The sequence below is a fragment of the Arenimonas sp. genome, from assembly GCF_036275555.1.
Lineage (GTDB): Bacteria > Pseudomonadota > Gammaproteobacteria > Xanthomonadales > Xanthomonadaceae > Arenimonas.
Genome location: NZ_DASUDO010000037.1, coordinates 73946 through 97412 on the forward strand (window position 1 = coordinate 73946; position 23467 = coordinate 97412).

At 70.8% G+C, this 23467-nt stretch carries 29 protein-coding genes; 14 read left to right on the top strand and 15 right to left on the bottom strand.

The features are described from left to right. Positions 1-42 precede the first annotated feature (42 nt). On the top strand, positions 43-270 hold the full coding sequence (locus VFV21_RS09580) for a glutaredoxin family protein (RefSeq protein ID WP_329669200.1): 228 nt from the start codon (positions 43-45) through the stop codon (positions 268-270). Positions 271-346: 76 nt separating this feature from the next. Here VFV21_RS09580 and VFV21_RS09585 read toward each other — a convergent pair whose 3' ends face one another. From VFV21_RS09585 to VFV21_RS09595, 3 genes are read right to left on the bottom strand one after another with little or no spacing between them, the layout of a single operon-like run. Then, positions 347-892 (bottom strand): YceI family protein, encoded by a 546-nt coding sequence (locus VFV21_RS09585; protein WP_329669201.1) that lies wholly within the window; start codon positions 890-892, stop codon positions 347-349. A 2-nt stretch (positions 893-894) separates the two neighbouring features. Further along, positions 895-1485: a cytochrome b gene (locus VFV21_RS09590; protein WP_329669202.1), complete on the bottom strand. Its 591-nt coding sequence runs from the start codon at positions 1483-1485 to the stop codon at positions 895-897. Beyond that, the gene (locus VFV21_RS09595) at positions 1469-2122 is read right to left on the bottom strand and encodes a YceI family protein (protein WP_329669203.1); all 654 of its coding nucleotides are present in this window, start codon (positions 2120-2122) and stop codon (positions 1469-1471) included. The genes VFV21_RS09590 and VFV21_RS09595 overlap by 17 nt, the downstream gene beginning before the upstream one ends. A gap of 68 nt (positions 2123-2190) precedes the next feature. On the opposite strand from VFV21_RS09595, the gene VFV21_RS09600 reads away from it, so the two are divergent. After that, entirely contained in the window at positions 2191-3879 is a 1689-nt protein-coding gene (locus tag VFV21_RS09600; RefSeq protein ID WP_329669204.1) for an ATP-binding protein, read from the top strand. Here VFV21_RS09600 and hemE read toward each other — a convergent pair. From hemE to VFV21_RS09620, 4 genes are all read right to left on the bottom strand, one after another. After that, positions 3863-4933 carry a uroporphyrinogen decarboxylase gene (gene hemE, locus VFV21_RS09605; RefSeq protein WP_414638540.1) on the bottom strand — a complete coding sequence of 357 codons (1071 nt, stop codon included), beginning with the start codon at positions 4931-4933 and terminating at the stop codon, positions 3863-3865. The genes VFV21_RS09600 and hemE overlap by 17 nt on opposite strands. Before the next feature lie 11 nt (positions 4934-4944). Then, positions 4945-5199, bottom strand: a complete 255-nt coding sequence (locus VFV21_RS09610; RefSeq protein ID WP_329669206.1) for a WGR domain-containing protein — start codon at positions 5197-5199, stop codon at positions 4945-4947. 102 nt (positions 5200-5301) lie between these two features. Further along, complete coding sequence (aroB, locus tag VFV21_RS09615) at positions 5302-6378, bottom strand: 3-dehydroquinate synthase (RefSeq protein ID WP_329669207.1); 1077 nt, start codon at positions 6376-6378, stop codon at positions 5302-5304. Then, positions 6378-6917 carry a shikimate kinase gene (locus tag VFV21_RS09620; protein ID WP_329669208.1) on the bottom strand — a complete coding sequence of 180 codons (540 nt, stop codon included), beginning with the start codon at positions 6915-6917 and terminating at the stop codon, positions 6378-6380. Before VFV21_RS09620 ends, aroB begins: the two co-directional genes overlap by 1 nt. Before the next feature lie 80 nt (positions 6918-6997). On the opposite strand from VFV21_RS09620, the gene VFV21_RS09625 reads away from it, so the two are divergent. The 4 genes from VFV21_RS09625 to VFV21_RS09640 are packed head-to-tail and all read left to right on the top strand — an operon-like array spanning position 6998 to position 9519. Next, positions 6998-7825, top strand: coding sequence for an NAD-dependent epimerase/dehydratase family protein (locus VFV21_RS09625; protein WP_329669209.1), 828 nt, complete (start codon positions 6998-7000; stop codon positions 7823-7825). Between the two features lie 37 nt (positions 7826-7862). After that, positions 7863-8069: a dodecin family protein gene (locus tag VFV21_RS09630; RefSeq protein WP_329669210.1), complete on the top strand. Its 207-nt coding sequence runs from the start codon at positions 7863-7865 to the stop codon at positions 8067-8069. 59 nt (positions 8070-8128) lie between these two features. Next, complete coding sequence (gene pdxH / locus VFV21_RS09635) at positions 8129-8722, top strand: pyridoxamine 5'-phosphate oxidase (protein WP_329669211.1); 594 nt, start codon at positions 8129-8131, stop codon at positions 8720-8722. Continuing rightward, entirely contained in the window at positions 8719-9519 is an 801-nt protein-coding gene (locus VFV21_RS09640; RefSeq protein WP_329669212.1) for a cobalamin-binding protein, read from the top strand. The genes pdxH and VFV21_RS09640 overlap by 4 nt, the downstream gene beginning before the upstream one ends. Before the next feature lie 107 nt (positions 9520-9626). On the opposite strand, the gene VFV21_RS09645 is transcribed toward VFV21_RS09640, so the two are convergent. From VFV21_RS09645 to VFV21_RS09670, 6 genes are all read right to left on the bottom strand, one after another. Continuing rightward, positions 9627-10670: a phosphotransferase family protein gene (locus VFV21_RS09645; RefSeq protein ID WP_329669213.1), complete on the bottom strand. Its 1044-nt coding sequence runs from the start codon at positions 10668-10670 to the stop codon at positions 9627-9629. Then, positions 10670-11167, bottom strand: a complete 498-nt coding sequence (locus VFV21_RS09650) for a metal-dependent hydrolase (protein WP_329669214.1) — start codon at positions 11165-11167, stop codon at positions 10670-10672. The genes VFV21_RS09645 and VFV21_RS09650 overlap by 1 nt, the downstream gene beginning before the upstream one ends. Before the next feature lie 2 nt (positions 11168-11169). After that, on the bottom strand, positions 11170-11853 hold the full coding sequence (locus tag VFV21_RS09655) for a histidine phosphatase family protein (RefSeq protein ID WP_329669215.1): 684 nt from the start codon (positions 11851-11853) through the stop codon (positions 11170-11172). Next, positions 11850-12287 carry a DUF4426 domain-containing protein gene (locus VFV21_RS09660; RefSeq protein WP_329669216.1) on the bottom strand — a complete coding sequence of 146 codons (438 nt, stop codon included), beginning with the start codon at positions 12285-12287 and terminating at the stop codon, positions 11850-11852. The genes VFV21_RS09655 and VFV21_RS09660 overlap by 4 nt, the downstream gene beginning before the upstream one ends. Positions 12288-12412: 125 nt before the next feature. Then, complete coding sequence (proC, locus tag VFV21_RS09665) at positions 12413-13228, bottom strand: pyrroline-5-carboxylate reductase (protein ID WP_329669217.1); 816 nt, start codon at positions 13226-13228, stop codon at positions 12413-12415. 22 nt (positions 13229-13250) lie between these two features. Continuing rightward, positions 13251-13925: a YggS family pyridoxal phosphate-dependent enzyme gene (locus VFV21_RS09670; protein WP_414638556.1), complete on the bottom strand. Its 675-nt coding sequence runs from the start codon at positions 13923-13925 to the stop codon at positions 13251-13253. Between the two features lie 97 nt (positions 13926-14022). Between VFV21_RS09670 and VFV21_RS09675 the strand changes: the two genes are divergently transcribed. The 5 genes from VFV21_RS09675 to VFV21_RS09695 all read left to right on the top strand — a co-directional run bounded on the left by VFV21_RS09675 (position 14023) and on the right by VFV21_RS09695 (position 18340). Further along, positions 14023-15060 (top strand): type IV pilus twitching motility protein PilT, encoded by a 1038-nt coding sequence (locus VFV21_RS09675; protein ID WP_329669219.1) that lies wholly within the window; start codon positions 14023-14025, stop codon positions 15058-15060. Between the two features lie 84 nt (positions 15061-15144). Then, the gene (locus VFV21_RS09680) at positions 15145-16275 is read left to right on the top strand and encodes a PilT/PilU family type 4a pilus ATPase (protein ID WP_034213074.1); all 1131 of its coding nucleotides are present in this window, start codon (positions 15145-15147) and stop codon (positions 16273-16275) included. A gap of 90 nt (positions 16276-16365) precedes the next feature. After that, positions 16366-16929: a YqgE/AlgH family protein gene (locus VFV21_RS09685; RefSeq protein WP_329669220.1), complete on the top strand. Its 564-nt coding sequence runs from the start codon at positions 16366-16368 to the stop codon at positions 16927-16929. Further along, the gene (gene ruvX / locus VFV21_RS09690; protein WP_329669221.1) at positions 16926-17393 is read left to right on the top strand and encodes a Holliday junction resolvase RuvX; all 468 of its coding nucleotides are present in this window, start codon (positions 16926-16928) and stop codon (positions 17391-17393) included. Before VFV21_RS09685 ends, ruvX begins: the two co-directional genes overlap by 4 nt. Next, a complete protein-coding gene (locus VFV21_RS09695) occupies positions 17390-18340 on the top strand; it encodes an aspartate carbamoyltransferase catalytic subunit (RefSeq protein WP_329669222.1) in 951 nt (316 codons plus the stop codon). The genes ruvX and VFV21_RS09695 overlap by 4 nt, the downstream gene beginning before the upstream one ends. Here the strand turns inward: VFV21_RS09695 and VFV21_RS09700 are convergent, their stop codons facing one another. Together VFV21_RS09700 and gshB are read right to left on the bottom strand one after the other, a co-directional pair. Beyond that, the gene (locus VFV21_RS09700; RefSeq protein WP_329669223.1) at positions 18341-19201 is read right to left on the bottom strand and encodes an energy transducer TonB; all 861 of its coding nucleotides are present in this window, start codon (positions 19199-19201) and stop codon (positions 18341-18343) included. A gap of 1 nt (position 19202) precedes the next feature. Beyond that, a complete protein-coding gene (gshB, locus tag VFV21_RS09705) occupies positions 19203-20159 on the bottom strand; it encodes a glutathione synthase (protein WP_329669224.1) in 957 nt (318 codons plus the stop codon). Between the two features lie 185 nt (positions 20160-20344). On the opposite strand from gshB, the gene pilG reads away from it, so the two are divergent. The 3 genes from pilG to VFV21_RS09720 are packed head-to-tail and all read left to right on the top strand — an operon-like array spanning position 20345 to position 23401. Then, positions 20345-20734, top strand: coding sequence for a twitching motility response regulator PilG (pilG, locus tag VFV21_RS09710; RefSeq protein WP_034213085.1), 390 nt, complete (start codon positions 20345-20347; stop codon positions 20732-20734). A gap of 10 nt (positions 20735-20744) precedes the next feature. Further along, positions 20745-21299, top strand: coding sequence for a chemotaxis protein CheW (locus tag VFV21_RS09715; protein ID WP_034213092.1), 555 nt, complete (start codon positions 20745-20747; stop codon positions 21297-21299). A gap of 56 nt (positions 21300-21355) precedes the next feature. Beyond that, the gene (locus VFV21_RS09720; RefSeq protein WP_329669225.1) at positions 21356-23401 is read left to right on the top strand and encodes a methyl-accepting chemotaxis protein; all 2046 of its coding nucleotides are present in this window, start codon (positions 21356-21358) and stop codon (positions 23399-23401) included. The last annotated feature ends 66 nt before the right edge of the window (positions 23402-23467 follow it).

Below are 23467 nucleotides of genomic sequence, written 5' to 3' on the forward strand. Positions count from 1 at the left end.
CCCGCCGAAGCGACTGTACGCCGGCGAACTGCCGGCCCCGCCATGCCCCTGACCTTGATCCAGCGCGACGATTGCCACCTGTGCGACCAGGCCTGGGAACAGCTGGCCGCGGCCGGCGTGGTCGACTTCGAATCGCTGTGGATCGATGGGGATGCCGTGCTGGAGGCCCGCTATGGCCTGCGCATCCCGGTGCTGCGGCGGGAGGCGGATGGGGCGGAGCTGGATTGGCCGTTTTCGGGCGAGGCGGTGCGGCGGTTCCTGGCGGGTTGAAGGGCTTCGGGCCTGGAGGCCCTCCTACGGCACCGCGCGTAGGAGGGCCCTCAGGCCCGAAGCTTTTTGCGAAGGCTTACTTGGAAGGCGCCAGCACCAACCGCGTCACCACCTTCACCTCATCCGCGATCACCTCGGTGTCGGCCCAGTCGCCGGTGCCTACTTCGAACTGCAGGCGCTTGAGCACGGCCTCGCCCGCCAGCACCGGCGCGGCGCCCGCCGTCCAGGTGAAGGTGAGCGGCGCGGGCCGGGTGATGCCGCGCAGCGTGAGCTCGCCGTCGGCGACGAAGCGGTTGCCGCCGAGCGCGCGGAACTTGGTGGCGACGTAACGCGCCTCCGGCCGCGCGACGCTGTCGAGGAAGGATTCGCCCAGCATCTCGCCGTCGTAGTCCGGGTTGCCGGTGCTGGCGCTGGCCAGGTTGATGCGCACGTCGAAGCGCGCGTTCGCCAGGTCGGCCGGGTCGAAGCGGATCGCCGGCGTGAACTTCGCGAACCGGCCTTCGAAGGCCTCGCCCTGGTAGAGGCCTTCGAAGCCGAGGCTCGAGCCGGACTGGGCGCGGTAGTCGGCGGCATGGGCGCCGGCGGCAGCCAGCAGCAGGGTGAGCAGCAGGGTCAGTCGCATGGTCAGGCTCCGGGGGTGTCTTGGGGTTTCGGCGCGGGCTTGGCCAGCGGCAGCATGCGCGCCAGCGTTCGGTCGCGGTCGACGTAGTGGTGCTTGAGTGCGGCCAGCGCGTGCACGGTGACGATGGCGGCCAGCGCGATGAACAGCCACTCGTGCGCGGCCAGCGCGAAGTCGCGCAGCGCCGGGTCGCGGTCGCTCAGGCTGGGCAGCTTGAACAGGCCGAACCAGCTCAGGTTGCGCGGCGGGAAGCCCGAGGCGGAGTGGAACAGCCAGCCGCTGAGCGGCATCGCCAGCAGGATCAGGTACAGCACGCCGTGGGTGGCGCTGGCGATCGCCGACTGCCAGCGCGGCGTCCCCGCCACCGGCGCGGGCGCACCGGCGACCAGCCGCCACAGCAGCCGCATCACGGTCAGGCCCAGCACGGTGAGGCCGAAGGTCTTGTGCAGCGAATACAGCTCGGACTTGGTCGAGGAGCTCGGCAGTTCCTGCATGAGGAAGCCGACGGCCACCAGGCCGAGCACCATCGCCACCGTCAGCCAGTGGATGCCGAGGCTGATCCAGCCCCAGCGGTCGGCGTCATTCTTCAGCGGCATCGTCGTTCTCCCGGTCGGGGGTGGGGTTCGCCTCGTCGTCCTCGCGCGCGCCATCGGCGCGGCCGCGGATGGCTTCGGCTTCGATCTGCAGCGTGACCTCGGCGCCGACCAGCTTCTCCCAGGCGGTCATGCCGAAGTCCTGGCGCACCAGCGTGCCGGTGGCGGAGAAGCCCGCGGTGCGCCTGAAGGTGAGCGGGTGCCGCTTGAGGGCGTTCAGCGTGACGTCCAGCGCGACTTCGCGCGTTGCGCCCCGCAGGCTGAGTTCGCCGAACACGCGGGCCGTACCTTCGCCCGTGGGCTCGACCCGCGTGGACGTGAAGCGCGCCACCGGCTGCGCGCCGGCGTCGAGGAAGCTGCGGTCGAGCACGCGCTCGCGCCATTCGGCGTCGCCCAGGTCGAGGCTGTCGAGCGGGATCGCGACCGACAGCGTGGCCGTGGTCCAGTCCGCGGGGTCGAACCGCAGCGTGCCGGTGGCGCCGGAGAAGGTGCCGATGGCGCGCGAGAAACCGGCGTGGTCGACCTGGAAGGCGATGCGCGTGTGCACCGGGTCGAGCTGGTACTCGCGCACCGCGGCGTGGGCCTGGCCGGCCAGGGCCAGCAGGCACATCCCGGCCAGCGCGATCGTCCCCCTCGGCATCGGCGTTCTCCTACAGCCCGACGGCGGGCCTGGCCGTAGTCTAGGCCGACCCGGTGAATGGAGGGTGCATGGCCCCGGAACCCAATGTTGCGTACGGCGCGTGCCGGCGGTGGTGCCGGCGCGCGCTGTTCGGCCTCGCGCTGGTGGCGCTGCCCGCGCTCGCCGCGCCCGGGCCGCAGGTGCTGTCGCTGCAGCGCGTCCGCGGCGGCGAAGTGCTGTCGCTGCCTGCCGATGCGCGCCTGCTGCGGCTCGTGCCCGGCGATGACGCGCTGCGGGTCGTCGTCGGTCCGCTACCGGGCGCGTCGGCGCCGCGGCGCATCCGCTTCCAGCTGCAGGGCCACGACCCGGGCTGGATGGAGCCCGAGCCACTGGGCGAGCGCCTGTTCCGGCGGCTCGATCCCGGCAGCTACCAGCTGCGCATCGCCTGGGCCGGTGCGGATGGCGGCTGGCGCGAGCTGCCGCGCGTGGCCGTGTGGGTCGAGCCGCCGTGGTGGCGGGGCCAGTACGCGCTGGCGCTGTTCGGGCTGCTCGGGCTGGTGCTGGCGGCGCTGCTGAGCCGCGAGTTGCGCGCCCGCCATCGCCGGCGCGAGGCCTGGCGCATGACGCGCGCGCGGCAGCAGCTGGCCGAGCAGCATTCCGAAGCCAAGAGCCGCTTCCTGGCCACGCTGGGCCACGAGATCCGCACGCCGATGACCGGCGTGCTGGGCATGGCCGAGCTGCTGCAGGGCAGCGCGCTCGACGCGCGGCAGCGCGGGCAGGTCGAGGCCATCCAGCGCGCGGGCCAGCATTTGCTGCGGCTGGTGAACGATGCGCTCGACCTCGCGCGGATCGAAGCCGGGCGGCTCGAGCTGGTGGTGGCGCCGTTCCGGCTGCGGCCGCTGCTCGACGAAGTGGCCGACCTGCTGCGGCCGCTGGCCGAGGCGAAGGGCCTGCGCTTCCATCTGGACTGCGCGCCTTCGTTGCCCCAGGCGCTGTCGGGTGACGCGACGCGCGTGCGGCAAATCCTGTTCAACCTTGGCCACAACGCCATCAAGTTCTGCGATGCCGGCGAAGTCAGCCTGCACGTGGCGCCGGGCGAGCCCGAGGGCCTGCTGCTGTCGGTGCGCGACAGCGGGCCGGGGCTGGGGCCGGAGCAGCAGGCGCGGCTGTTCCGGCGGTTCGAGCAGGGCGCGGCCGGCAGCAGCGGCAGCGGCGGCACCGGGCTGGGCCTGGCGATCTGCCGCGAGCTGGCGGTGGCGATGGGCGGCGGCATCTCGGTGCAGAGTTCGCCGGGGCAGGGCGCGCGCTTCCAGGTCAGCCTGCCGCTGCCCGCGGTCGCGGCGCCCGAGCCCGGGCCGCGCGCGGGCGTGCGAGGCAGCGCGGTGCGCCGGCTGCTGCTGGTCGAAGACGACGCGGTGGTGGCCGAAGTCGTGGCGGCGCTGCTGCAGCAGCAGGGGCACCGGGTGCGGCATGTGCCGCACGGGCTCGCGGCGTTGTCCGAGCTGGCCACCGCGGATTACGACCTGGCCGTGCTCGACCTCGACCTGCCGGGCATCGACGGCCTGCAGTTGGCGCGGCTGCTGCGCGCCCGCGGCGAAACCCTGCCGCTGCTGGCGCTCACTGCCCGCGCCGATCCGCAGGCCGAGCCGGAGGCGCGCGCCGCAGGCATGGACGGCTTCCTGCGCAAGCCGGTCACGGGCGAACTCCTCGCCGCTGCGATTGTTGGGCTCGAGCAGGCGCCGGCGCCGCGACGCCAAAAACTCAGCCTTGGCGGCTGAACTCGTGGACGGCGTCCACCAGCACGCGCACGTGCTCGGGGTTCATGTCGGGCGACATGCCGTGGCCGAGGTTGAAGACGTGGCCGTTGCGCGAGCCGCCGTTGGCCGCCGCGTAGTCGTCGAGCGCGCGCTTCACTTCGGCGCGGATGCCCTCGGGCGACGCGTACAGCGTCGCCGGGTCGAGGTTGCCCTGCAGCGCGACGCGGCCGCCGGTGCGGCGGCGGGCCTCGCCCAGCGACACCGTCCAGTCCACGCCCACGCCCTCGCTGCCGCTGGCGGCGAGGTCCTCGAGGTAGGGCGCATTGCCCTTGCCGAACAGGATCAGCGGCGTGCGCCCGGCGCCGTCGCCGCGCGGCAGTTCGGCGGCGATGCGCTGCAGGTAGCGCAGCGAGAATTCGCGATAGACGTGCGGGGCCAGCACGCCGCCCCAGGTGTCGAACACCTGCAGCGCCTGCGCGCCCGCGGCGCGCTGCGCGGCCAGGTAGGCGATGACGGCATCGGTGGTCACCTCGAGCAGGCGGTGCAACGCGGCCGGCTCGTTCAGCGCCATCGACTTGATGCGGGCGAAGTCCTTGCTGCCGCCGCCTTCCACCATGTAGCAGGCCAGCGTCCACGGGCTGCCGGAGAAGCCGATCAGCGGCACGGCCCCGTCGAGTTCGCGGCGGATCAGGCTCACCGCGTCCATCACGTAGCGCAGCGAGCTGCCCATGTCGGGCACGGCCAGCTTCGCGATGTCGGCCGGCGTGCGCACCGGGCGCTCGAACTTCGGGCCCTCGCCGTCGGCGAAATACAGGCCCAGGCCCATCGCGTCGGGCACGGTGAGGATGTCGGAGAAGAGGATGGCGGCGTCGAGCTCGTAGCGGCGCAGCGGCTGCAGCGTCACTTCGCAGGCCAGTTCCGGATTCGTGGCCAGGCCCATGAAGCTGCCGGCCTGGGCGCGGGTGGCGCGGTATTCCGGCAGGTAGCGGCCGGCCTGGCGCATCAGCCATACCGGCGTGCAGTCCACGGGCTCGCGCCGCAGGGCGCGCAGGAAGCGGTCGTTCTTCAGGGTCACGGCAGGTCCAGTCAACGGGGCGCGTCGGCGCCTTGGGCGAACATCACCAGGAAGCCCTTGCGGACCTGGGCATCGCGGGCTTTCTCGAAGGCGGCCAGGGCGGCGCCGCGCTCGAGGTACTGTTCGCGCTTGAGCGAGGCCTTGCCGCCGATCTGGCCGGTCTCGCGCAGCAGCGTCCAGCCGCCGAGCAGGTCCTGCTGGAGCATCAGCTGGACGTACTTCGGCGCTTCGCCGGCAAGGGGTTTCTGCTGCATCAGTAGGCGCATAGGTCCGCCATTCTAACCCGCGGCCCCCTGTAGGAGGGCCTTCAGGCCCGAAGCCTTTCGGCGAAAAGCTTCGGGCCTGAAGGCCCTCCTACACGAGGCGGGTCAGGCTTCGAGGAGGGGGAGGATCTCGGACTCGGGGACGTCGGGCACGACCTCGGCCTGGCCTAGGCCGGCCCACAGGATCAGACGGATGCGGCCGGAGACGGCCTTCTTGTCGAGCTTCATGCGGCCCAGCAGCGCCTCGCCCGACAGGCCGGCGGGCAGGGCTACCGGCAGGTCGAAGCGTTCGAGCAGCGCGGCCAGCCGCGCGGTGTCGGACCAGGGCGCGCGGCCGAGGTCGGCCGAGAGCCGCGCCGCCAGCACCATGCCCACCGCGATCGCCTCGCCGTGCAGCAGGCCGCCGTAGCCCTGTTCGGTTTCGATGGCGTGGCCGAAGGTGTGGCCGAAGTTGAGCAGCATGCGCTCGCCCTGCTCGGTCTCGTCGCGGGCGACGATGCCGGCCTTGTGCCGGCAGCTGGTGGCGATGGCGTGCGCGAGCGCTTCGGGATTGCGCGCCATCAGCGCCTCGGCGTTGTCCTCGAGCCAGGCGAAGAATGCGGCGTCGGCGATGGCACCGTACTTCACCACCTCGGCCAGGCCGGCGCTGAATTCGCGCTCGGGCAGGGTGTCGAGGGTGGCGGTGTCGGCCAGCACGGCCGCCGGCTGGTGGAAGGCGCCGACCAGGTTCTTGCCTTGCGGCAGGTCGACCGCGGTCTTGCCGCCGACCGAGGAATCCACCATCGCGAGCAGGGTGGTGGGCAGCTGCACGAAGCGTACGCCGCGCATCCAGCAGGCGGCCGCGAAGCCCGCGAGGTCGCCGACCACGCCGCCGCCCAGGGCCACCACGGTGGCGTCGCGGCTGGCGCCCATCGCCGCCAGTGCGGTCATCACTTCGGTGAAGCGGGCCAGCGTCTTCTCCTGTTCGCCGGGCGGCAACACCAGGGCCTGCACGGCCTTGCCGGCCAGGGCAGCCTGCACCCGCGCGAGGTAACGCGGCGCGACGTTGCCGTCGGTGACCACCAGCGCGTGGCGGCCGGTCACCAGCGCGGCCAGCGCCTCTGGCTGGTCGAGCAGGCCGCGGCCGATGCGGATGGGGTAGTGGCGCGCGCCGAGTTCGACCTCGAGTTCGTGCAGGGGCATCAGGCGGCTTCCGTGCGCTGCCAGCGCTGTTCGAGCAGGGCGCCGAGGCGCTCGGCGGCGATGGCGACGGTCAGGCCGTCGGCGTCGAAGGCGAGGTCGGCCAGGTCGCGGTAGATCGGGCCGCGCTCGACCGCCAGCGATTCGAGCTTGGCGCGCTTGTCGCCCACCGCCAGCAGCGGGCGGCTTCGGTCGCGGCCCAGGCGCTCGATCTGCTGCGCCACGCTGACCTGCAGGTGCACCACGTAGCCGCGCCCGGACAGCTGCTTGCGGTTGGCCTCGGCCAGCACCGCGCCGCCGCCGGTGGCGATCAGCTGGCCGCGGCCGCGCATCAGCTCGGCGATCAGCGCCGTCTCGCGGGCGCGGAACCCGGCCTCGCCCTCGCACTCGAAGATCAGCGGCACCGCGGCGCCGGTGACTTCCTCGAGGCGATGGTCGCAGTCGACGAAGGCCAGCCCCAGCCGCGCCGCCAGGCGCTTGCCGATCGAGGTCTTGCCGGCGCCCATCGGGCCGATCAGGACGAGGTTGGGGGCGGGATTCATGGGACGCGATGCTAGCATCCCGGCATGAAAGCATCGTCTGGCATCGCACTGGATTTCCGCACCCGCGACCGGTGGCCGGGGTGAGCGCGGGGACCGTGGTGGTCGCCGGCGCCGGCGACGTCGGGCTGCGGCTCGCGCGGCTTCGTGTCGCGCGCGGCGACGAGGTCATCGGCCTGCGGCGCGGCGAAGGCGAGCCGGTCGCCGGGCTGCGCTGGCTGCGCGCGGACCTGTCCCGCGGCGACGGCCTGTCGGCGCTGCCGCGCCAGGTGGATGCGCTGGTGTTCTGCGCTGCGCCGGATGTCCGCGACGAGGCCGCGTATCGCGCGCTGTATGTCGACGGACTGCGCCGCGCCATCGACGCCTGCGACCCGGTCCGCGTCGTGTTCGTCTCGTCCACCGCGGTCTATGCCGAGGACGCGGCTGAGTGGGTGGATGAAGCCACGCCCGCGCGCCCGCCGGCCTTCAACGGCCGGGCCTTGCTGGCGGCGGAGCAGGTCCTGTCCGGGCGGACGCTGGCCACCGCTTTGCGCTGCTCCGGCATCTACGGACCCGGCCGGGGCGCGCTGCTGCGCAAGGCCCGCGGCGATGAGCCCGGCGCGCGGCGCTGGACCAACCGCATCCACGCCGACGACGTGGCCTCGGCGATCTCGCACCTGCTGGGCCTGGATCTGCCGCCCGCCTTGCTGCTGGCCAACGACGACCTGCCCGCGCTGGAACAGGCGGTGCTGGCCTGGCTGCGGGATCGCCAGGGCCTGCCGCCGCTGGCCGCGGCCGGCGCGGACCCGGGCGCCGGTCCGGCCACGGGCCGGCGGGTCGCAAACGCCCGGTTGCGCGCCACCGGCTGGGCGCCGGCCTTCCCGGACTACCGTGCCGGCTACGCCAGCCTGCTTTCCGGGCCGGGCGTATAGTCGTCCGACCCGCTACCGGGTAGGAAGGGAGAAAGTCATGGCTACCGTCACCAAGGTGATCGAAGTGTCCTCCTCGTCCAAAAAGGGCATCGAGGATGCCGTGCAGGCCGGCCTGAAGAAGGTCGGCAAGAGCGTCAAGAACATCCAGGGCGCCTGGGTCAACGACATCAAGGTCGTCTGCAACGAGGACGGCAGCGTCGCCGAGTGGCGCGTGAACATGCGGGTGAGCTTCATCGTCACCTGAGGCGCGGGGTGCATGCGGGGCGCCTTCGGAGCGACAATGGCGCAAACGAGGACCCCCGCATGACCGACCTGTACGCCGAAGCCCTGGACACCTTCGCCACCCTGCTGGCGGAGGCCACCGCCGGGGGCGACCCCGAACCGACCGCGATGACCGTCGCGACCTGCGACGCGCACGGGCGGCCGTCGGCGCGCACGGTGCTGCTCAAGGCATTCGACGCGCGCGGCTTCGTGTTCTACACCAACTACGACAGCCGCAAGGGCCAGCAGCTGGCGGCCAATCCGCAGGCGGCGCTGTTGTTCCTCTGGAAGCAGCTGCGCGAGCAGGTGCAGGTGAAGATCGAGGGCACGGTGGAGCCGGTGGACCTGGCCGAGGCCGACGCCTACTTCGCCTCGCGGCCGCGGCCGAGCCAGATCGGCGCCTGGGCCTCGCTGCAGTCGCAGACGCTGTCCTCGCGCGAGCTGTTCGAGGCGCGCATCGACGCGTTCGAAAAGAAGTTCGAGGGCGTGGACGTGCCGCGGCCTCCGCACTGGTCCGGTTTCCGCGTGGTGCCCGAGCGGATCGAATTCTGGTACGGCGCCAAGTACCGCCTGCACGAGCGCCACCACTACGAGCGCGTGGACGGCCAGTGGCGCAAGCGGATGCTGTTCCCGTGAGCCACGGCCCGCGCCGCATCGTCTGCCTCACCGAGGAACCCACCGAAGTCCTGTACGCCCTGGGCGAGCAGGACCGCATCGTCGGGATTTCCGGCTTCACGGTGCGGCCGGCGCGGGCGCGGAAGGAAAAGCCAAAGGTCAGCGCGTTCACGTCGGCCAAGATCGACGAGATACTGAAGCTGCGGCCCGATTTCGTGGTCGGCTTCTCCGACATCCAGGCCGACATCGCCGCCGAGCTGGTGCGGCGCGGCGTGGAGGTCTGGATCAGCAACCACCGCAGCGTCGAGGGCATCGTCGACTACGTGCGGCGGCTCGGCGCGCTGGTGGGCGTCGCGGGCAGGGCCAATGCCTATGCCGACGAACTGCAGCGCGGTCTCGACGACATCGCCGCCGAAGCCGCCACGCTACCGCGTCGCCCGAAGGTCTATTTCGAAGAGTGGGACGAGCCGCGCATCAGCGGCATCCAGTGGGTGGCCGAGCTGGTGCGGATCGCCGGCGGCGACGACATCTTCCCGGAACTCGCCGCGCAGTCGCTGGCGAAGCACCGCATCCTCGCCAACGACGACGAGATCCTCGCCCGCGCGCCCGACATCGTCTTCGGCTCCTGGTGCGGCAAGAAGTTCCAGCCCGCGAAAGTCGCCGCACGCCCGGGCTGGGAAAACGTGCCTGCGGTCCGCACCGGCGACCTCCACGAAATCAAATCCCCCCTCATCCTCCAGCCCGGCCCCGCCGCCCTCACCGACGGCGTGCGCGCGATTGCGGCTGTCACTCGCGCGTGGGCGTCAAAGGGCGTTTAGCCACTGATGAACACAGATGAACACGGATAAAGCAGAAAGGAATTGAATCAAGCCCTCTCATCGCTCTATCTGTGTTTATCCGTGTTCATCAGTGGCAAAAAACCGCTCTAGCCCAACACCTCGACCCCGAGTCGGGCGAGCAGGGACGTCATGCGGCCGGCCTGGGTGGCCTGGTCGCTGGAGGCGTTGCCTTGCTGGGCGCGTTTGGCGACGCCCTGGGCGATGGCGGCGAGGCGGAAGAAGCTGAAGGCGAGGACGAAGGGCCAGTCGGCGGGGATCGGGCGGCCGGTGAGTTCGGAATAGCGCGCCAGCAGCGCGGCTTCGTCGGGGATGCCCAACGCCGCGCGATCCAGGCCCGCCAGGCCGGGCAGCGCCGGATTGCGCGGCAGCCGCAGCGCCATGCAGAAATAGCCCAGGTCGGCGAGCGGGTGGCCGAGCGTGGACAGCTCCCAGTCGACGATCGCGATCACCCGCGGCTGCGCCCGGTCGAACATCAGGTTGTCGATGCGGAAATCGCCGTGCACCAGCGCCACGCTGCCGTCGTCGGCGGGGCAGCGCGCGGGCAGGGCGGCGATCAGCGCGTCCATGGCGGGGATCGGCTGGGTTTCGCTGGCGCGGTACTGCTCGGTCCAGCGCCGCAGCTGGCGTTCGAAGTAATTGCCGGGCTTGCCGAAATCGGCCAGGCCCACGGTGGCCGGGTCGATCGTGTGCAGCGCGGCCATCGCATCGATGATGCCGCCGTAGATCGCGGCGCGGTCGGCCGGCGTCGTGTCCGGCAGCGACGGATCCCAGAAGATGCGGCCGTCGACGAAGTCCATCAGGTAGAACATCGAGCCGACCACCGAATCGTCGGTGCACAGGTGCAGCGGCCGGGCCATCGGCGCCGGGCCGCCGTGCAGCGCCTGCAGCACGCGGAACTCGCGGTCGACGGCGTGGGCCGAGGGCAGAAGCACGCCGGGCGGCTTGCGGCGCAGCACGTAGGTGCCGCTGGCGGCGTCGATGCGGTAGGTCGGGTTCGACTGGCCGCCCTTGAACTTGGTGGCGGTGAGCGGCCCGCGGAAGCCGGGCACCTTCGCCTGCAGGTAGTCGGCCAGCGCGGCTTCGGGCAGGGCCATCGCGTCGGCGGTCGCCGGGGGTGGGGAGTCGGTCATCAGTAGGCTTCACTTTTGGAACGGGCGAGGAGGGCGCGCACGCCGAGCACCGCGCCGCCCAGCAGCGCCGCGCCCAGGCAGGCCAGGTGCAGGTGCTCGAGCGAGACCGCGCCCAGCCAGGCATTGCCGTCGCGCAGCGGCCACAGCGGCGCCATGTCGGCGTGCATCAGCGCATCCAGCGCGATGTGGGAAAACGTGCCGACGTAGGCCGCCACGAACGAGGACGTCCAGGTGAACGGCGCATGCGCGATCCGCAGCCATCGCAGCACGCGCTCGCTGACGGGGCAACCGATGGCGCCGGCCAGGGTGCCGATCAGCAGCGCGCCCGGCAGGTTGTGCGTGACCCCGTGCAGCGAGTCCCAACCGTAGATCATGCCCAGCAGCGGCTCGAGGTCGATCAGCACCTGCGCGCCGCCGAACACCATGAAGCTGAAGTGCCGCCCCCCGATCGCCTTGAACACCAGGCCCGGCCCGAGGTGGAGGGGCGTGAACGGCATGCTCAGTAATACGTCCAGAGGTCGCGGGCGCCGTGCAGGTGCGGCAGGGCGTTCCAGCTGCCCAGGCGCAGGCGGCCGGCGTGCGGGTGGAATTCGCTGAGCGCGCTGTTGCGCAGCGCCAGGTTGAGTTCGACCGCGCGGTGGTTGGGCACGTCCAGCGCGATCTGCGCCAGCCGCGAGATCACGCCGCCGGAGCTGAGCACCAGCACTTCACCGCCGCCGCCCAGCGCCTCGAGCCGCTCGCCCGCGGCGTGCACGCGCGCGCCGAAGGCGGCCCAGCTCTCAGGTAGCCCGGCCAGCTCGTCGTTGGCCCAGGCCAGCAGCGCCGCCTGGAGCATCGCGCCGACGTCGCGCGGCAGGCCGCTGCGGCTGGCGATGGCGACCGGGTGGTCGGCGTTGTCGCGCAGCCAGGTGCTGAACACCGCTTCGTGGTCGAACTCGGCGAAGCCCGCGTCCGCGACCGGCTCGGGCAGCGACAGGCCTTGCGCGGCGAAGGCTTCGATCACGCCGTCGGCGGTCTCGCGGTGCCGGCGCATGCCGCCCACCACCACCGCCTCGAAGCGATGGCCGCCGCGCGCCAGCCACTCGCCCAGGCGCCGGGCCTGCAGGTGGCCGCGCTCGGAGAGCTTGTCGTAGTCGGCGGCGCCGTAGCTGGCCTGCCCGTGTCGAACCAGCAGCAGGCTCACTGGCCGAAGAACTCCTGGCGGAACACGGTGCGGATCGGGCGTTCGGCGCCCTCCGGGGTCACCGACAGGTCGAAGCTCAGGGTCTCGTGGCCGGCGGTGCGCGCCTCGCCGAGGTAATAGATGGCGTCGCCCTCGCGCACTTCACGCATGCGCAGCTCGACGCGCTGGCCGGCGAGGTTGCTCGCGGTCACCGTCACCTTGGCCGTCACGGCGCGGTCGGCGCCGGGTTCGCCCTGGCGCACCGCGATGTTCACCAGCGCGCGGTTGGCGGAGCGGGTGATGCCGTTGGCGCGCGCGACTTCAGGCGCCAGCGAGGTGGTGGGCAGGGCGTTGAAGTGCACGGTGATGTCGCCGGAGCGCAGGGAGTTCTCGGCCAGCGTCGGCGCCGCGGCGAGCAGCGCGAACAGGGCGATCACGGCAGTCATCGGGCGCATGGCCAGTCTCCTTCCGGGTGGGCGCCCATCATCGCACCGCGCCCGGCCCTGTGGGAGGGACTTCAGTCCCGATGCTTTCCGTCGAAGGGCATCGGCACTGAAGTCCCTCCCACAGGGGGCGGGGGTCAGCCGCCGGCGAGTTGGCGGCCGCGCTCGGTCGCGGCGGCGATGGCTTGCGCGACGACCTCGCGGAAGCCGTTGGCCTCGAAGGATTCGACCGCGGCCTGGGTGGTGCCGCCGGGCGAGGTGACGCGCTGGCGCAGCACCGCCGCCGGCTCGCCGGACTCGCTGAGCATGCGGGCGGCGCCCAGCAGCGTCTGCAGCACGAGGGTGCGGGCGGTGTCCGGGGCCAGGCCCTGGGCTTCGCCGGCGGCCTGCATCGCCTCGGCCAGCAGGAACACGTAGGCCGGGCCGCTGCCGGACACGGCGGTGACGGCGTCCATCAGCGCCTCGTCGGGGATCCATGCGGTGAGGCCCGCGGCCTGCATCAGCGCCTCGGCCTCGGCGCGCTGGGCGGCGCCGACGGCGGCGTTGGCGAACAGGCCGGTGGCGCCGGCGCCGAGCAGCGCCGGCGTGTTCGGCATCGCCCGCACCACGGCCTGGCCGCCGCCGAGCCACTGGTCGATGCGCGCCGTGGGGATGCCGGCCGCGATCGAGACCACCAGCGGCCGCTGGACCTGCGCGAGCGTGGCCAGGCCTTCGCAGACCTCGCGCATCACCTGCGGCTTCACGGCCAGCACCCAGGTGCCGGCGCCATCCGCGGCTTCCGGCCCGGCCGCGTCTACGCGCACGCCGAAGTCGGCCGCCAGCGACTCGCGCAGGCCGGACACGGGTTCGGCCACGCGCAGCGAATCCGCCGCGCGGCCGGTCTTGAGCAGGCCGCCGATGAGGCTGCGGGCCATGTTGCCGCCGCCGATGAATGCGATCGCGTGAGGGTTCATGCCATGGGGTCCACGGAAAGGATTACTGGCCGCGCGGGCCAAACAGGGCGGTGCCGATGCGCACGAGGGTGGCGCCTTCGGCGATGGCCAGCGGGAAATCATCGCTCATGCCCATCGAAAGGGTATCGATGCCGGGGAAGCGGGCGGCGAGGGCGTCATGGAGCTCACGCAGCCGGCGGAAGCTGGCGCGGCGATGGCCGGGGTCCGGGTGCGGTTCGGGGATGGCCATCAGCCCGCGCAGCCGCAGTCGCGGCGCGGCGGCCACCGCTTCGGCGAGGGCCATTACTTCGTCCGGGCGGCAGCCGGACTTGCCGGCCTCGCCGTCCACGTTCACCTGGATGAGGACATTCAGCGGCGGGCGGTCGGCGGGGCGGGCCTGGTCCAGCGCGGCGACCAGCTTCACGCGGTCCAGCGACTGCACCCAGTCGAAGGCCTCGGCGGCCTCGCGGCATTTGTTCGACTGCAGGTGGCCGATCAGGTGCCACTCCAGCCCCAGGCCGGCCAGCTCGCGGGCCTTGCCGGCGCCCTCCTGGACGTAGTTCTCGCCGAAGGCGCGCTGCCCGTCCTCGGCCAGCGCGCGCACCGCCGACGCCGGCCGGGTCTTGGACACCGCCAGCAGCCCGACCTGGCGTGGCCGCCCTGCCAGCACTGCCGCGTTTTCAATGGTTTGCAGGACGTCGTGAAGAGTCGGGTGCACCGATTCCATGGGGGGTATTCACCTTCGTGGATAGGGCTATACTGCCCCGGGGACGCGCGGTCGCCTATCCGTTTGATGCGCCAAGGGGACATTAGTAATGGACATCGCTGAACTGCTGGCATTCTCGGTCAAGAACAAGGCCTCCGACCTCCACCTGTCGGCCGGCCTGCCGCCCATGATCCGCGTCGACGGCGACGTCCGCCGCATCAACATCCCCGCGCTCGACCACAAGCAGGTCCACGCGCTGGTGTACGACATCATGTCGGACAAGCAGCGCCGCGACTACGAGGAATTCCTCGAGGTCGACTTCTCGTTCGAAATCCCGGGCCTGGCGCGCTTCCGCGTCAATGCCTTCAACCAGAACCGCGGCGCCGGCGCCGTGTTCCGCACCATTCCCAGCCAGATCCTCACCCTCGAGGAGCTGTCCGCGCCCAAGATCTTCGGCGAGCTGGTGCAGCAGCCGCAGGGCCTGGTGCTGGTCACCGGCCCCACCGGTTCGGGCAAGTCCACCACCCTGGCGGCCATGGTCGACAGCGTGAACAAGAACGAATTCGGCCACATCCTCACCGTCGAGGATCCGATCGAGTTCGTGCACACCTCGCAGAAGTGCCTGGTCAACCAGCGCGAAGTGCACCGCGACACCCACGGCTTCAACGAAGCCCTGCGCTCGGCCCTGCGCGAAGACCCCGACTACATCCTGGTCGGCGAGATGCGCGATCTGGAGACCATCCGCCTGGCGCTGACCGCCGCGGAAACCGGCCACCTCGTGTTCGCCACCCTGCACACTTCGTCGGCGGCCAAGACCATCGACCGCATCATCGACGTGTTCCCGGCCGGCGAGAAGCCGATGGTGCGCTCGATGCTGTCCGAGTCGCTGCGCGCGGTCATCTCGCAGTCGCTGCTCAAGAAGGTCGGCGGCGGCCGCGTCGCGGCGCACGAGATCATGATCGCCACCCCGGCCATCCGTAACCTGATCCGCGAGGACAAGGTGGCGCAGATGTACTCGGCCATCCAGACCGGCCAGCAGTACGGCATGCAGACGCTCGACCAGTGCCTGCAGGACATGGTCAAGCGCGGCCTGGTGACCAAGCTGCAGGCCAAGGAATACGCCAAGGAAAAGAAGCTTTTCGACTGACGCCGCTGCCGGTCGGGGGGCTGGCAGGACGCCACATGAGCACCGCCACCGGGCCAAGGCCACGGTGGCAGAACAGGAGCACGCATGAGCAGCATCGACTTCACCTCCTTCCTGAAGCTGATGGCGCACAAGAAGGCCTCGGACCTGTTCATCACGGCCGGCGTGCCGCCGTCGATGAAGGTCAACGGCAAGCTGTCGCCGATCACCCAGAACCCGCTGACCCCGCAGCAGTCGCGCGACCTGGTGCTCAACGTCATGAACCCCTCGCAGCGCGAGGAGTTCGAGAAGACCCACGAATGCAACTTCGCGATCGGCGTCTCCGGCGTCGGCCGCTTCCGCGTGTCCTGCTTCTACCAGCGCAACCAGGTCGGCATGGTGCTGCGCCGCATCGAGACCCGCATCCCGACGGTGGAAGAGCTGAACCTGCCCGCGGTCATCAAGACCCTGGCGATGACCAAGCGCGGCATCATCCTGTTCGTCGGCGCCACCGGCACGGGCAAGTCCACCTCGCTGGCGGCCATGATCGGCTACCGCAACATGAACTCCTCGGGCCACATCATCACCATCGAGGACCCGATCGAGTTCGTGCACAAGCACGAGGGCTGCATCATCACCCAGCGCGAGGTCGGCATCGACACCGACAGCTGGGAGGCGGCGCTGAAGAACACCCTGCGCCAGGCGCCCGACGTGATCATGATCGGCGAGGTGCGCACGCGCGAGGGCATGGACCACGCGATCGCGTTCGCGGAAACCGGCCACCTGGTGCTGTGCACGCTGCACGCCAACAACGCCAACCAGGCGATGGACCGCATCATCAACTTCTTCCCGGAAGACCGCCGCAGCCAGCTGCTGATGGACCTTTCGATGAACCTCAAGGGCGTGGTCGCGCAGCAGCTCATCCCCACGCCGGACGGCAAGGCGCGCCGGGTGGCGATGGAAATCCTGCTGGGCACGCCGCTGGTGCAGGACTACATCCGCGACGGCGAGATCCACAAGATCAAGGACGTCATGAAGGAGTCCACCAACCTGGGCATGAAGACCTTCGACCAGGCGCTGTTCGAGCTCTACCAGGCCGGCGAGATCTCCTACGAGGACGCGCTGCGCTTCGCCGATTCGGCCAACGAGGTGCGCCTGAAGATCAAGCTGGCGCAGGGCGGCGACGCGCGCACGCTGTCGCAGGGCCTGGACGGCGTGGAGCTTTCCGAAGTCAAGTAACCCTGGCATGGGGTTGCGCCGAAAACGCCGGGCCTGCCCGGCGTTTTTTTTGATCCCGACCCCTTTCCTGTTGGCGGTAGAATGCGGGGCATGCAGACTTCCCCGTCCCTGGCCGATCACTTCCTGGTGGCGATGCCCGCGCTGGAGGATCCGAATTTCCAGCGGTCGGTGACGCTCGTGTGCCAGCACGACGCGGGCGGCGCGATGGGGATCGTGATCAACCGCCTCGCCGACTACACCGTCGGCGAACTGCTCGACCACCTCAAGCTCGGCACCCAGAACCCCGCCCTGGCCGCCCGCGCCATCGTCGCCGGCGGTCCCGTGCATCCCGAGCGTGGGTTCGTGCTGCACGGCGACGACAGCGAATGGACTTCCACCCTGCACGTGGCGCCCGGCCTGTCGGTCACCACCTCGCGCGACATCCTCGAGGCCCTGTCGCGCGGCGATGGCCCCGCGCGCGTGCTGGTGGCGCTGGGCTACGCCGGCTGGGAGCCCGGCCAGCTCGAGGACGAGCTGGCCCAGAACAGCTGGCTGACCGTGCCCGTGGACCGCGGCATCGTCTTCGACACCCCGCTGGACGAACGCTGGCGCGCCGCCGCGCGGCAGCTCGGCGTCGACCTGTCCACCCTGACCGATTACTCGGGCCACGCATGAGCGACTTCGTCACCCTGCTGGGTTTCGACGTCGGGGCGAAGCGCATCGGCGTGGCCGTCGGCAACACCGTCTCCGGCAGCGCCCGCGAGGTGGGCGTGCTCGACGTGCACGCCAGTGGCCCCGACTGGCCGCGCCTGGACCGCTGGATGCGCGACTGGCGGCCCGACGCCCTGGTGGTCGGCGACCCGGTGCCCGCGGACGGCGGCGACCAGCCCGCGCGCCAGCGGGCCCGCGGGTTCGCCCGCGAGCTGGCGCGGCGCTACGCGCTGCCGGTACAGCAGGTGGACGAAGGCCGCAGCTCGATCGAAGCCGCCCAGCGCTTCGCCGCCGGCCGCGCCGCCGGCGCCCGCAAGCGCTCGCAGGCCGACCAGCTCGACGCCGTCGCCGCGGTCGTGATCCTCGAACGCTGGCTGGGCAATCCCGACCTCCGCCTTCCCCTTGATCCCGGACCCCCGAGCCCATGAGCCATCCCCCGCAGTTCGCCGCCGACGGCCGCCTCGACCACCTGCTGACCCTCGATGGCCTCGACGCCGGCCAGGTCAACGGCCTGCTCGAGCGCGCCGAGCAGATGCTGCCGCACGCGCACGCCGGCACCGCGCTGCGCGGCCGCCACGCCGGGCGCACGCTGTGCACGCTGTTCTTCGAGGCCAGCACCCGCACCCGCAGCAGCTTCCAGCTGGCGGCCACGCGGCTGGGCATGGACGTGCTGAACTTCGACGTCGCCACCTCGTCGACCAAGAAGGGCGAAAGCGCGCTGGACACGCTCAAGACCATCGAGGCGATGGGCGTGGACGTGTTCGTGATCCGGCACGCCGACGACGGCGCGGTCGCGGCGCTGGCGGCCGGCGCCAACCCCGGCACCCACGTCATCAACGCCGGCGACGGCCGCGCCGCGCATCCCACGCAAGGCCTGCTGGACATGCTGACCCTGCGCCAGCACAAGGGCGCCGACCTGTCCGCGCTGAAGGTGCTGGTGGCGGGCGACCTGCTGCACTCGCGCGTGGCCCGCTCCGACCTGCATGCGCTGCGTGCGCTGGGCTGCGGCGAGATCCGCGTCTGCGGCCCGGCCAACCTGCTGCCCGACGCCGCCACCTTGCGCGGCTGCCGCGTCATCACCGACTTCGACGAGGCGGTCCGCGGCGTGGACGTGGCGATCATGCTGCGCCTGCAGCGCGAGCGGATGGAGCAGGGGCTGGTGGCCTCGCTCGAGGATTACTTCCGCGACTACGGCCTGGACCCGCGCCGGCTGGCGCTGGCCGCGCCGGATGCCATCGTGATGCATCCCGGCCCGATGAACCGCGGCATCGAGATCGACGGCGCCGTGGCCGACGGCCCGCAGTCGCGGGTGCTGGCCCAGGTGGCCAACGGCCTGCCGGTGCGCATGGCCGTGATCGACGCCCTGCTCAGCTGATCACTCGCTTTCGACGCTGCCGTTGCGGAACTGCCAGGTGCGGGTGATGTGCAGCACGTCGATGTTCTCGTCCGTGCGCGGCAGCGGCGGGAAGGGTTCGGACAGGCGCACGATGCGCATCGCGGCCTGGTCGAGCACGCCGAGCCCGGAGCTGCGGTTGAGCAGGATCTCCTCGATGCTGCCGTCGCGGCGCACCGCCACCGTCATCACCAGCCGGCCGCCCAGGCCCCGGCGGCGGGCCTCGTCGGGGTAGTTGAGGTTGCCCACGCGCTCCACCTTCACCACCCAGGCGCGCAGGTAGCTGGCGTATTCGTATTCCTTGGTGCTGGCCGAGACGAACTTGCGCTTGGGGCGCTTGGCGCGAAGCTCCTGCCGGCGCTCGATCTCGGCGGCCAGGCGGGCCATCTCCAGGCTTTGCTCGACCAGTTCGCGGCCGGGGGCGAGCTGGCTGGGCTCGGTTTCGCGCTGGTCCTTGGGCGGGGGCAGGGCGAACTCGCTGGGCGCGGTGGTGCTGAGCAGGCGCGGGGTCGGCTCGGGCTCGGGCGGCGGGGCCTGGGCGACCAGGGTTTCCGGGGCCAGGCCGGGCTCGGGCTTGGGCACCGGGGCCAGCTGCTCCTCGCGCGGGCGCTCGGCCACGTCGCTGTCGCCGCCGCCCTGGTTGTTGGCCTGGGCGATGAAGTCGGCGTCCTCGGGGGCGGCGTCGCTGCGGGTCTCGGTCAGGATCACGTCCAGGGTCGGCGTGATCGGGGCCGCCGAGTCGCGGGCAAAGCCCACGCCCAGGATCAGCACCCCAAACGCGACCAGGCTCAGCGCCAGGGTGGCGCTGAGCCGCTCGGACGGACCGATGACGGGTGCCGCCATCTCAGCCGCGACCGGCCCGGCGGGCCTCGATGGCGTCGAACAGCTGGCCGGCGATGTTCAGCCCGAACTGGGCGTCCAGCTCGCGCACGCAGGTCGGGCTGGTGACGTTGACCTCGGTGAGGTAGTCGCCGATCACGTCCAGGCCCACGAACAGCATGCCCCGGCGCTTGAGCTCGGGGCCGACCTGGGCCGCGATCCAGCGGTCGCGGTCGGACAGCGGGCGGCCCTCGCCCCGGCCGCCGGCGGCCAGGTTGCCCCGGAACTCGTTGCCCTGCGGGATCCGGGCCAGGCAGTAGGGCACCGGCTCGCCGTCCACCAGCAGGATGCGCTTGTCGCCGTCCTTGATTTCCGGGAGATAGCGCTGGGCCAGGGCCAGGTTCCGGCCGTTGTCGGTCAGGGTTTCCAGGATCACGTTCAGGTTCGGGTCGCCGGTCCGGACCCGGAAGATCGAGCGGCCGCCCATGCCGTCCAGCGGCTTGAGCACCGCCTCGCCGTGCTCGGCCACGAAATCCCGCAGCTCGGCCGCGTCCCGGGAGACCCGGGTCGGCGGGCAGCACTGGGGGAAGAGCAGGGCGCCCAGCTTCTCGTTCAGGTCGCGCAGGCCGCGGGGATCGTTGACCACCAGCACGCCCTGGTCCTGGGCCAGGCCCAGGATCTGGGTGTCGTAGAGGTAGTTGGCGTCGAACGGGGGGTCGGTCCGGACCAGCACCACGTCCATCTCGGCCAGTGGGCGGCGCTGCACCGGGCCCAGCGAGTACCAGTCGGCCGGATCGTCCCGGACCTCGGCCTCGGCCATCCGGGCCATGGCCCGTTCGCCGTCCAGCGACAGCCCGCCGGGCGCGACGTAGTGCAGGCGGTGCCCGCGGCGCCGGGCCTCGAGCATCATCGCAAAGCTAGTATCCTTCCCGATCTTGATACGGCCGATCGGATCCATCACCACGGCCACGTCCAGTGCCATCGGCGCTGCATCTCCATCCTCGCGGAGCCCTAGACTAGCAGGGCCTCCCGGGGATGGTGAGGTCGGTCACACGGGAACCGTGTCGTGCTTGACACATTCCGGTTCGGCTGGGATATAAGCTAATAATGTGCAAGCCCGGCAAGGGCCTGCGCACTGCCAGGGACAGCATCGCAATGGGGAGTGAGATGGAAGACAACCACCTGGCCGGCTTGCGGGTCATGGTCATCGACGACTCGAAGACGATCCGCCGCACCGCCGAAACCCTCCTCAAGAAGGAGGGCTGCGACGTCGTGACGGCCACGGACGGATTCGAGGCGCTGGCCAAGATCGCCGACCACCAGCCGCAGATCGTGTTCGTCGACATCATGATGCCGCGGCTGGATGGCTACCAGACGTGCTCGCTGATCAAGAACAACCAGATGTTCAAGCAGACGCCGGTCATCATGCTGTCGTCCAAGGACGGTCTGTTCGACAAGGCCCGCGGCCGCATCGTCGGCTCCGAGCAGTACCTCACGAAGCCCTTCACGCGCGATGAGCTGCTATCCGCCATCCGCAAGTACGTCCCGGCGGGCTGAGGCGCGCGCCATGGCCAAGTCCCCGTCCCCGCAGGCCGCCACGCCGTTCGACATCCTCCTCGATTACGAAGAGCGCTCGCTCGCCCACGTCGCCGGCCGCCCGGAAATGATCGAGGCGCCGGGCCACTGGCGTGGCGTCGGTTTCCGCCTCGGCCAGCGGCGCCTGGTGTCCTCGTTCGATGAAGTGGTCGAGATCCTGCCGCTGCCGCCGGTGACGCCGGTGCCGGGCGCCCACGCCTGGATGCTCGGCGTCGCCAACGTACGCGGCAGCCTGCTGCCGGTGGTCGACCTCAAGCAGTTCCTCGAGGGCGACCGCACCGTCGTGCACGAAGGCCAGCGCTGCCTCGTGGTGCGCCAGTCCGGCGGCAACGTCGCGGTGATCATCGACGAGCTGTTCGGCCAGCGAACCTTCAACGATTCCCACCGCACCGAGATGTCCGGCGAGAACGACGGCCGTTATGGCCATTTCGTCGGCCAGGCCTACCGGCTGGCCGACCAGACCTGGGGCGTGTTCAACATGTCGCTGCTCACGCGCACTCCCGAATTCCGCCAGGCCACCGCATAACCAGCCGTCCAAGGTTCCACTCATTTTTGTTTTTTTACAGGGGTTGAGGTCCAGTCATGAGCACTAACTCGCGCTCGTTCACCGACAAGCTAACCAATTTCGGCCTGGGCTTCTGGGCTGTCATCCTGATCATTTCGCTGGCGGTGTTCGGCGCGAACTTCATCTACGCGTCCTACCTCAACGACCAGGAAAACAACGCGCGAGGCCTCACGGCGGACCTCCAGGTGCTTTCGCAGCAGCTCGCGAAGTACACGCAGGAAGCCGTCGACGGCAACGCCGACGCCTTCACCGAGTTCAAGGCCACCAAGGCCCGCATCGACTCGATCGTGGCGGCCCTGCGCACCGGCAGCGAGACCGAGGACGTGCCCGGCTACGAGGGCGACCCGAACGCGCTCGGCGTCAGCAGCGCGCTCGAGAAGGTGACCGAGACCTGGACCCCGATGGCCGAGGCCGCCGACCGCATCACCCAGAGCGAGGAGGAAGTGCTCAACCTCGCCGACACGGCCGCCCAGTTCACCGCCCGCGTGCCGCGACTGGCCTTCCAGCTCGACGAAGTCGTGCGCTCGCTGTCCGACGCCAACGCCCCGGCTTCGCAGATCTCCATCGCCAACCGCCAGCTCGTGCTCGCCGACCGCATGTCGCGCCGCGTGACGGAAATCGTCGCCGGCGGCGAGAACGCCGTGTCGGCCGCCGACGCGCTCTCGCGCGACGCCGGCGTGTTCGCCTCGGTGCTCGAGGGCTTCCGCGACGGCAACGCCGAGGCGGGCTACAACCGCATCACCAGCCCCACCGGCATCGCCAACCTGCAGGCCGCGTCCGACCTGTACGCCGAAGCGCAGGCCGACCTCGACGTGATCCTGGAGGCCGCCGCCGACCTGGCCGAAGTGCAGGGCGCCGCGACCCAGATCTCCGAGGATTCCAACGTCCTGCTCGAGAACAGCCAGGCGCTGTTCGCCAGCTTCGACGCCATCAACTACCAGCGCGTCTTCCCGAACAACTACTTCGCCATCGGCGGCGCCATCGGCGCCGGCCTCGGCATCATCGGCCTGCTGTTCACCATCTTCCGCGACCAGCGCCGCCGCCTCGGCACCACCCAGGAGCTCAACCAGCGTAACCAGGAGGCGATTCTGCGCCTGCTGGACGAAATGGGTTCGCTCGCCGAAGGCGACCTGACGGTCAAGGCGACGGTCACCGAGGACATCACCGGCGCGATCGCCGACTCCATCAACTTCGCGGTCGAAGCGCTGCGATCCCTGGTATCCACCATTAACGAAACGGCCGTGCAGGTCGCCGCCGCGGCCCAGGAAACCCAGGCCACCGCGATGCACCTCGCCGAGGCCGCCGAGCACCAGGCGCAGCAGATCACCAGCGCCTCGGCGCAGATCAACGAGATGGCGTCGTCCATCGACGAGGTGTCGAAGAACTCCGCCGAATCGGCCGACGTGGCGCAGCGCTCCGTGCAGATCGCCGCCAAGGGCGCCGAAGTGGTGCGCCAGACGATCCAGGGCATGGACAACATCCGTGACCAGATCCAGGAGACCTCGAAGCGAATCAAGCGCCTGGGCGAAAGCTCGCAGGAAATCGGCTCCATCGTTGAACTGATCAACGACATCTCGGAACAGACGAACATCCTGGCGCTGAACGCCGCCATCCAGGCGGCCTCCGCCGGTGAAGCGGGCCGCGGCTTCGCGGTCGTGGCCGACGAAGTGCAGCGACTCGCGGAACGCGCCTCGAACGCGACGAAGCGAATCGAGGCCCTGGTGCAGACCATTCAGTCCGACACCAACGAAGCCGTCAGCTCGATGGAACAGACCACCGCGGAAGTGGTGGCCGGTGCCCGACTGGCCGAGGACGCCGGCCTCGCGCTGGGCGAAATCGAAAAGGTGTCGAACGACCTCGCGGACCTCATCCAGAACATCTCCCAGGCGGCCCGCCAGCAGTCCACCGCGGCGACCAACATCACGGCCACCATGTCCGTGATTCAGGAGATCACCACCCAGACGTCGCAGGGCGCGAGCCAGACGGCGGAGTCGATCGGAAACCTCGCGCAGCTCGCTGCCGACCTCCGTCGCTCGGTCGCCGACTTCAAGCTGCCGGGCTGATGCCCGGCCCCGGCTTGCCCCTGGACTCACCCCGGTACGGGCGCTCCTCCCGGCGCCCCTACCTTG

Bases quoted from the DNA above. Each gene is read 5' to 3' on its own strand.
- VFV21_RS09660 (WP_329669216.1), bottom strand. From the start codon at position 12,287: ATGCGCCCGATGACTGCCGTGATCGCCCTGTTCGCGCTGCTCGCCGCG.
- VFV21_RS09610 (WP_329669206.1), bottom strand. From the start codon at position 5,199: ATGCGCCTACTGATGCAGCAGAAACCCCTTGCCGGCGAAGCGCCGAAG.
- VFV21_RS09585 (WP_329669201.1), bottom strand. From the start codon at position 892: ATGCGACTGACCCTGCTGCTCACCCTGCTGCTGGCTGCCGCCGGCGCC.
- VFV21_RS09630 (WP_329669210.1), top strand. From the start codon at position 7,863: ATGGCTACCGTCACCAAGGTGATCGAAGTGTCCTCCTCGTCCAAAAAG.
- pdxH (WP_329669211.1), top strand. From the start codon at position 8,129: ATGACCGACCTGTACGCCGAAGCCCTGGACACCTTCGCCACCCTGCTG.
- VFV21_RS09590 (WP_329669202.1), bottom strand. From the start codon at position 1,485: ATGCCGCTGAAGAATGACGCCGACCGCTGGGGCTGGATCAGCCTCGGC.
- VFV21_RS09720 (WP_329669225.1), top strand. From the start codon at position 21,356: ATGAGCACTAACTCGCGCTCGTTCACCGACAAGCTAACCAATTTCGGC.
- VFV21_RS09595 (WP_329669203.1), bottom strand. From the start codon at position 2,122: ATGCCGAGGGGGACGATCGCGCTGGCCGGGATGTGCCTGCTGGCCCTG.
- VFV21_RS09700 (WP_329669223.1), bottom strand. From the start codon at position 19,201: ATGGCGGCACCCGTCATCGGTCCGTCCGAGCGGCTCAGCGCCACCCTG.
- proC (WP_329669217.1), bottom strand. From the start codon at position 13,228: ATGAACCCTCACGCGATCGCATTCATCGGCGGCGGCAACATGGCCCGC.
- VFV21_RS09620 (WP_329669208.1), bottom strand. From the start codon at position 6,917: ATGAATCCCGCCCCCAACCTCGTCCTGATCGGCCCGATGGGCGCCGGC.
- VFV21_RS09675 (WP_329669219.1), top strand. From the start codon at position 14,023: ATGGACATCGCTGAACTGCTGGCATTCTCGGTCAAGAACAAGGCCTCC.
- gshB (WP_329669224.1), bottom strand. From the start codon at position 20,159: ATGGCACTGGACGTGGCCGTGGTGATGGATCCGATCGGCCGTATCAAG.
- VFV21_RS09580 (WP_329669200.1), top strand. From the start codon at position 43: ATGCCCCTGACCTTGATCCAGCGCGACGATTGCCACCTGTGCGACCAG.
- VFV21_RS09715 (WP_034213092.1), top strand. From the start codon at position 20,745: ATGGCCAAGTCCCCGTCCCCGCAGGCCGCCACGCCGTTCGACATCCTC.
- VFV21_RS09680 (WP_034213074.1), top strand. From the start codon at position 15,145: ATGAGCAGCATCGACTTCACCTCCTTCCTGAAGCTGATGGCGCACAAG.
- VFV21_RS09685 (WP_329669220.1), top strand. From the start codon at position 16,366: ATGCAGACTTCCCCGTCCCTGGCCGATCACTTCCTGGTGGCGATGCCC.
- VFV21_RS09650 (WP_329669214.1), bottom strand. From the start codon at position 11,167: ATGCCGTTCACGCCCCTCCACCTCGGGCCGGGCCTGGTGTTCAAGGCG.
- pilG (WP_034213085.1), top strand. From the start codon at position 20,345: ATGGAAGACAACCACCTGGCCGGCTTGCGGGTCATGGTCATCGACGAC.
- ruvX (WP_329669221.1), top strand. From the start codon at position 16,926: ATGAGCGACTTCGTCACCCTGCTGGGTTTCGACGTCGGGGCGAAGCGC.
- VFV21_RS09645 (WP_329669213.1), bottom strand. From the start codon at position 10,670: ATGACCGACTCCCCACCCCCGGCGACCGCCGACGCGATGGCCCTGCCC.
- VFV21_RS09695 (WP_329669222.1), top strand. From the start codon at position 17,390: ATGAGCCATCCCCCGCAGTTCGCCGCCGACGGCCGCCTCGACCACCTG.
- VFV21_RS09600 (WP_329669204.1), top strand. From the start codon at position 2,191: ATGGCCCCGGAACCCAATGTTGCGTACGGCGCGTGCCGGCGGTGGTGC.
- aroB (WP_329669207.1), bottom strand. From the start codon at position 6,378: ATGCCCCTGCACGAACTCGAGGTCGAACTCGGCGCGCGCCACTACCCC.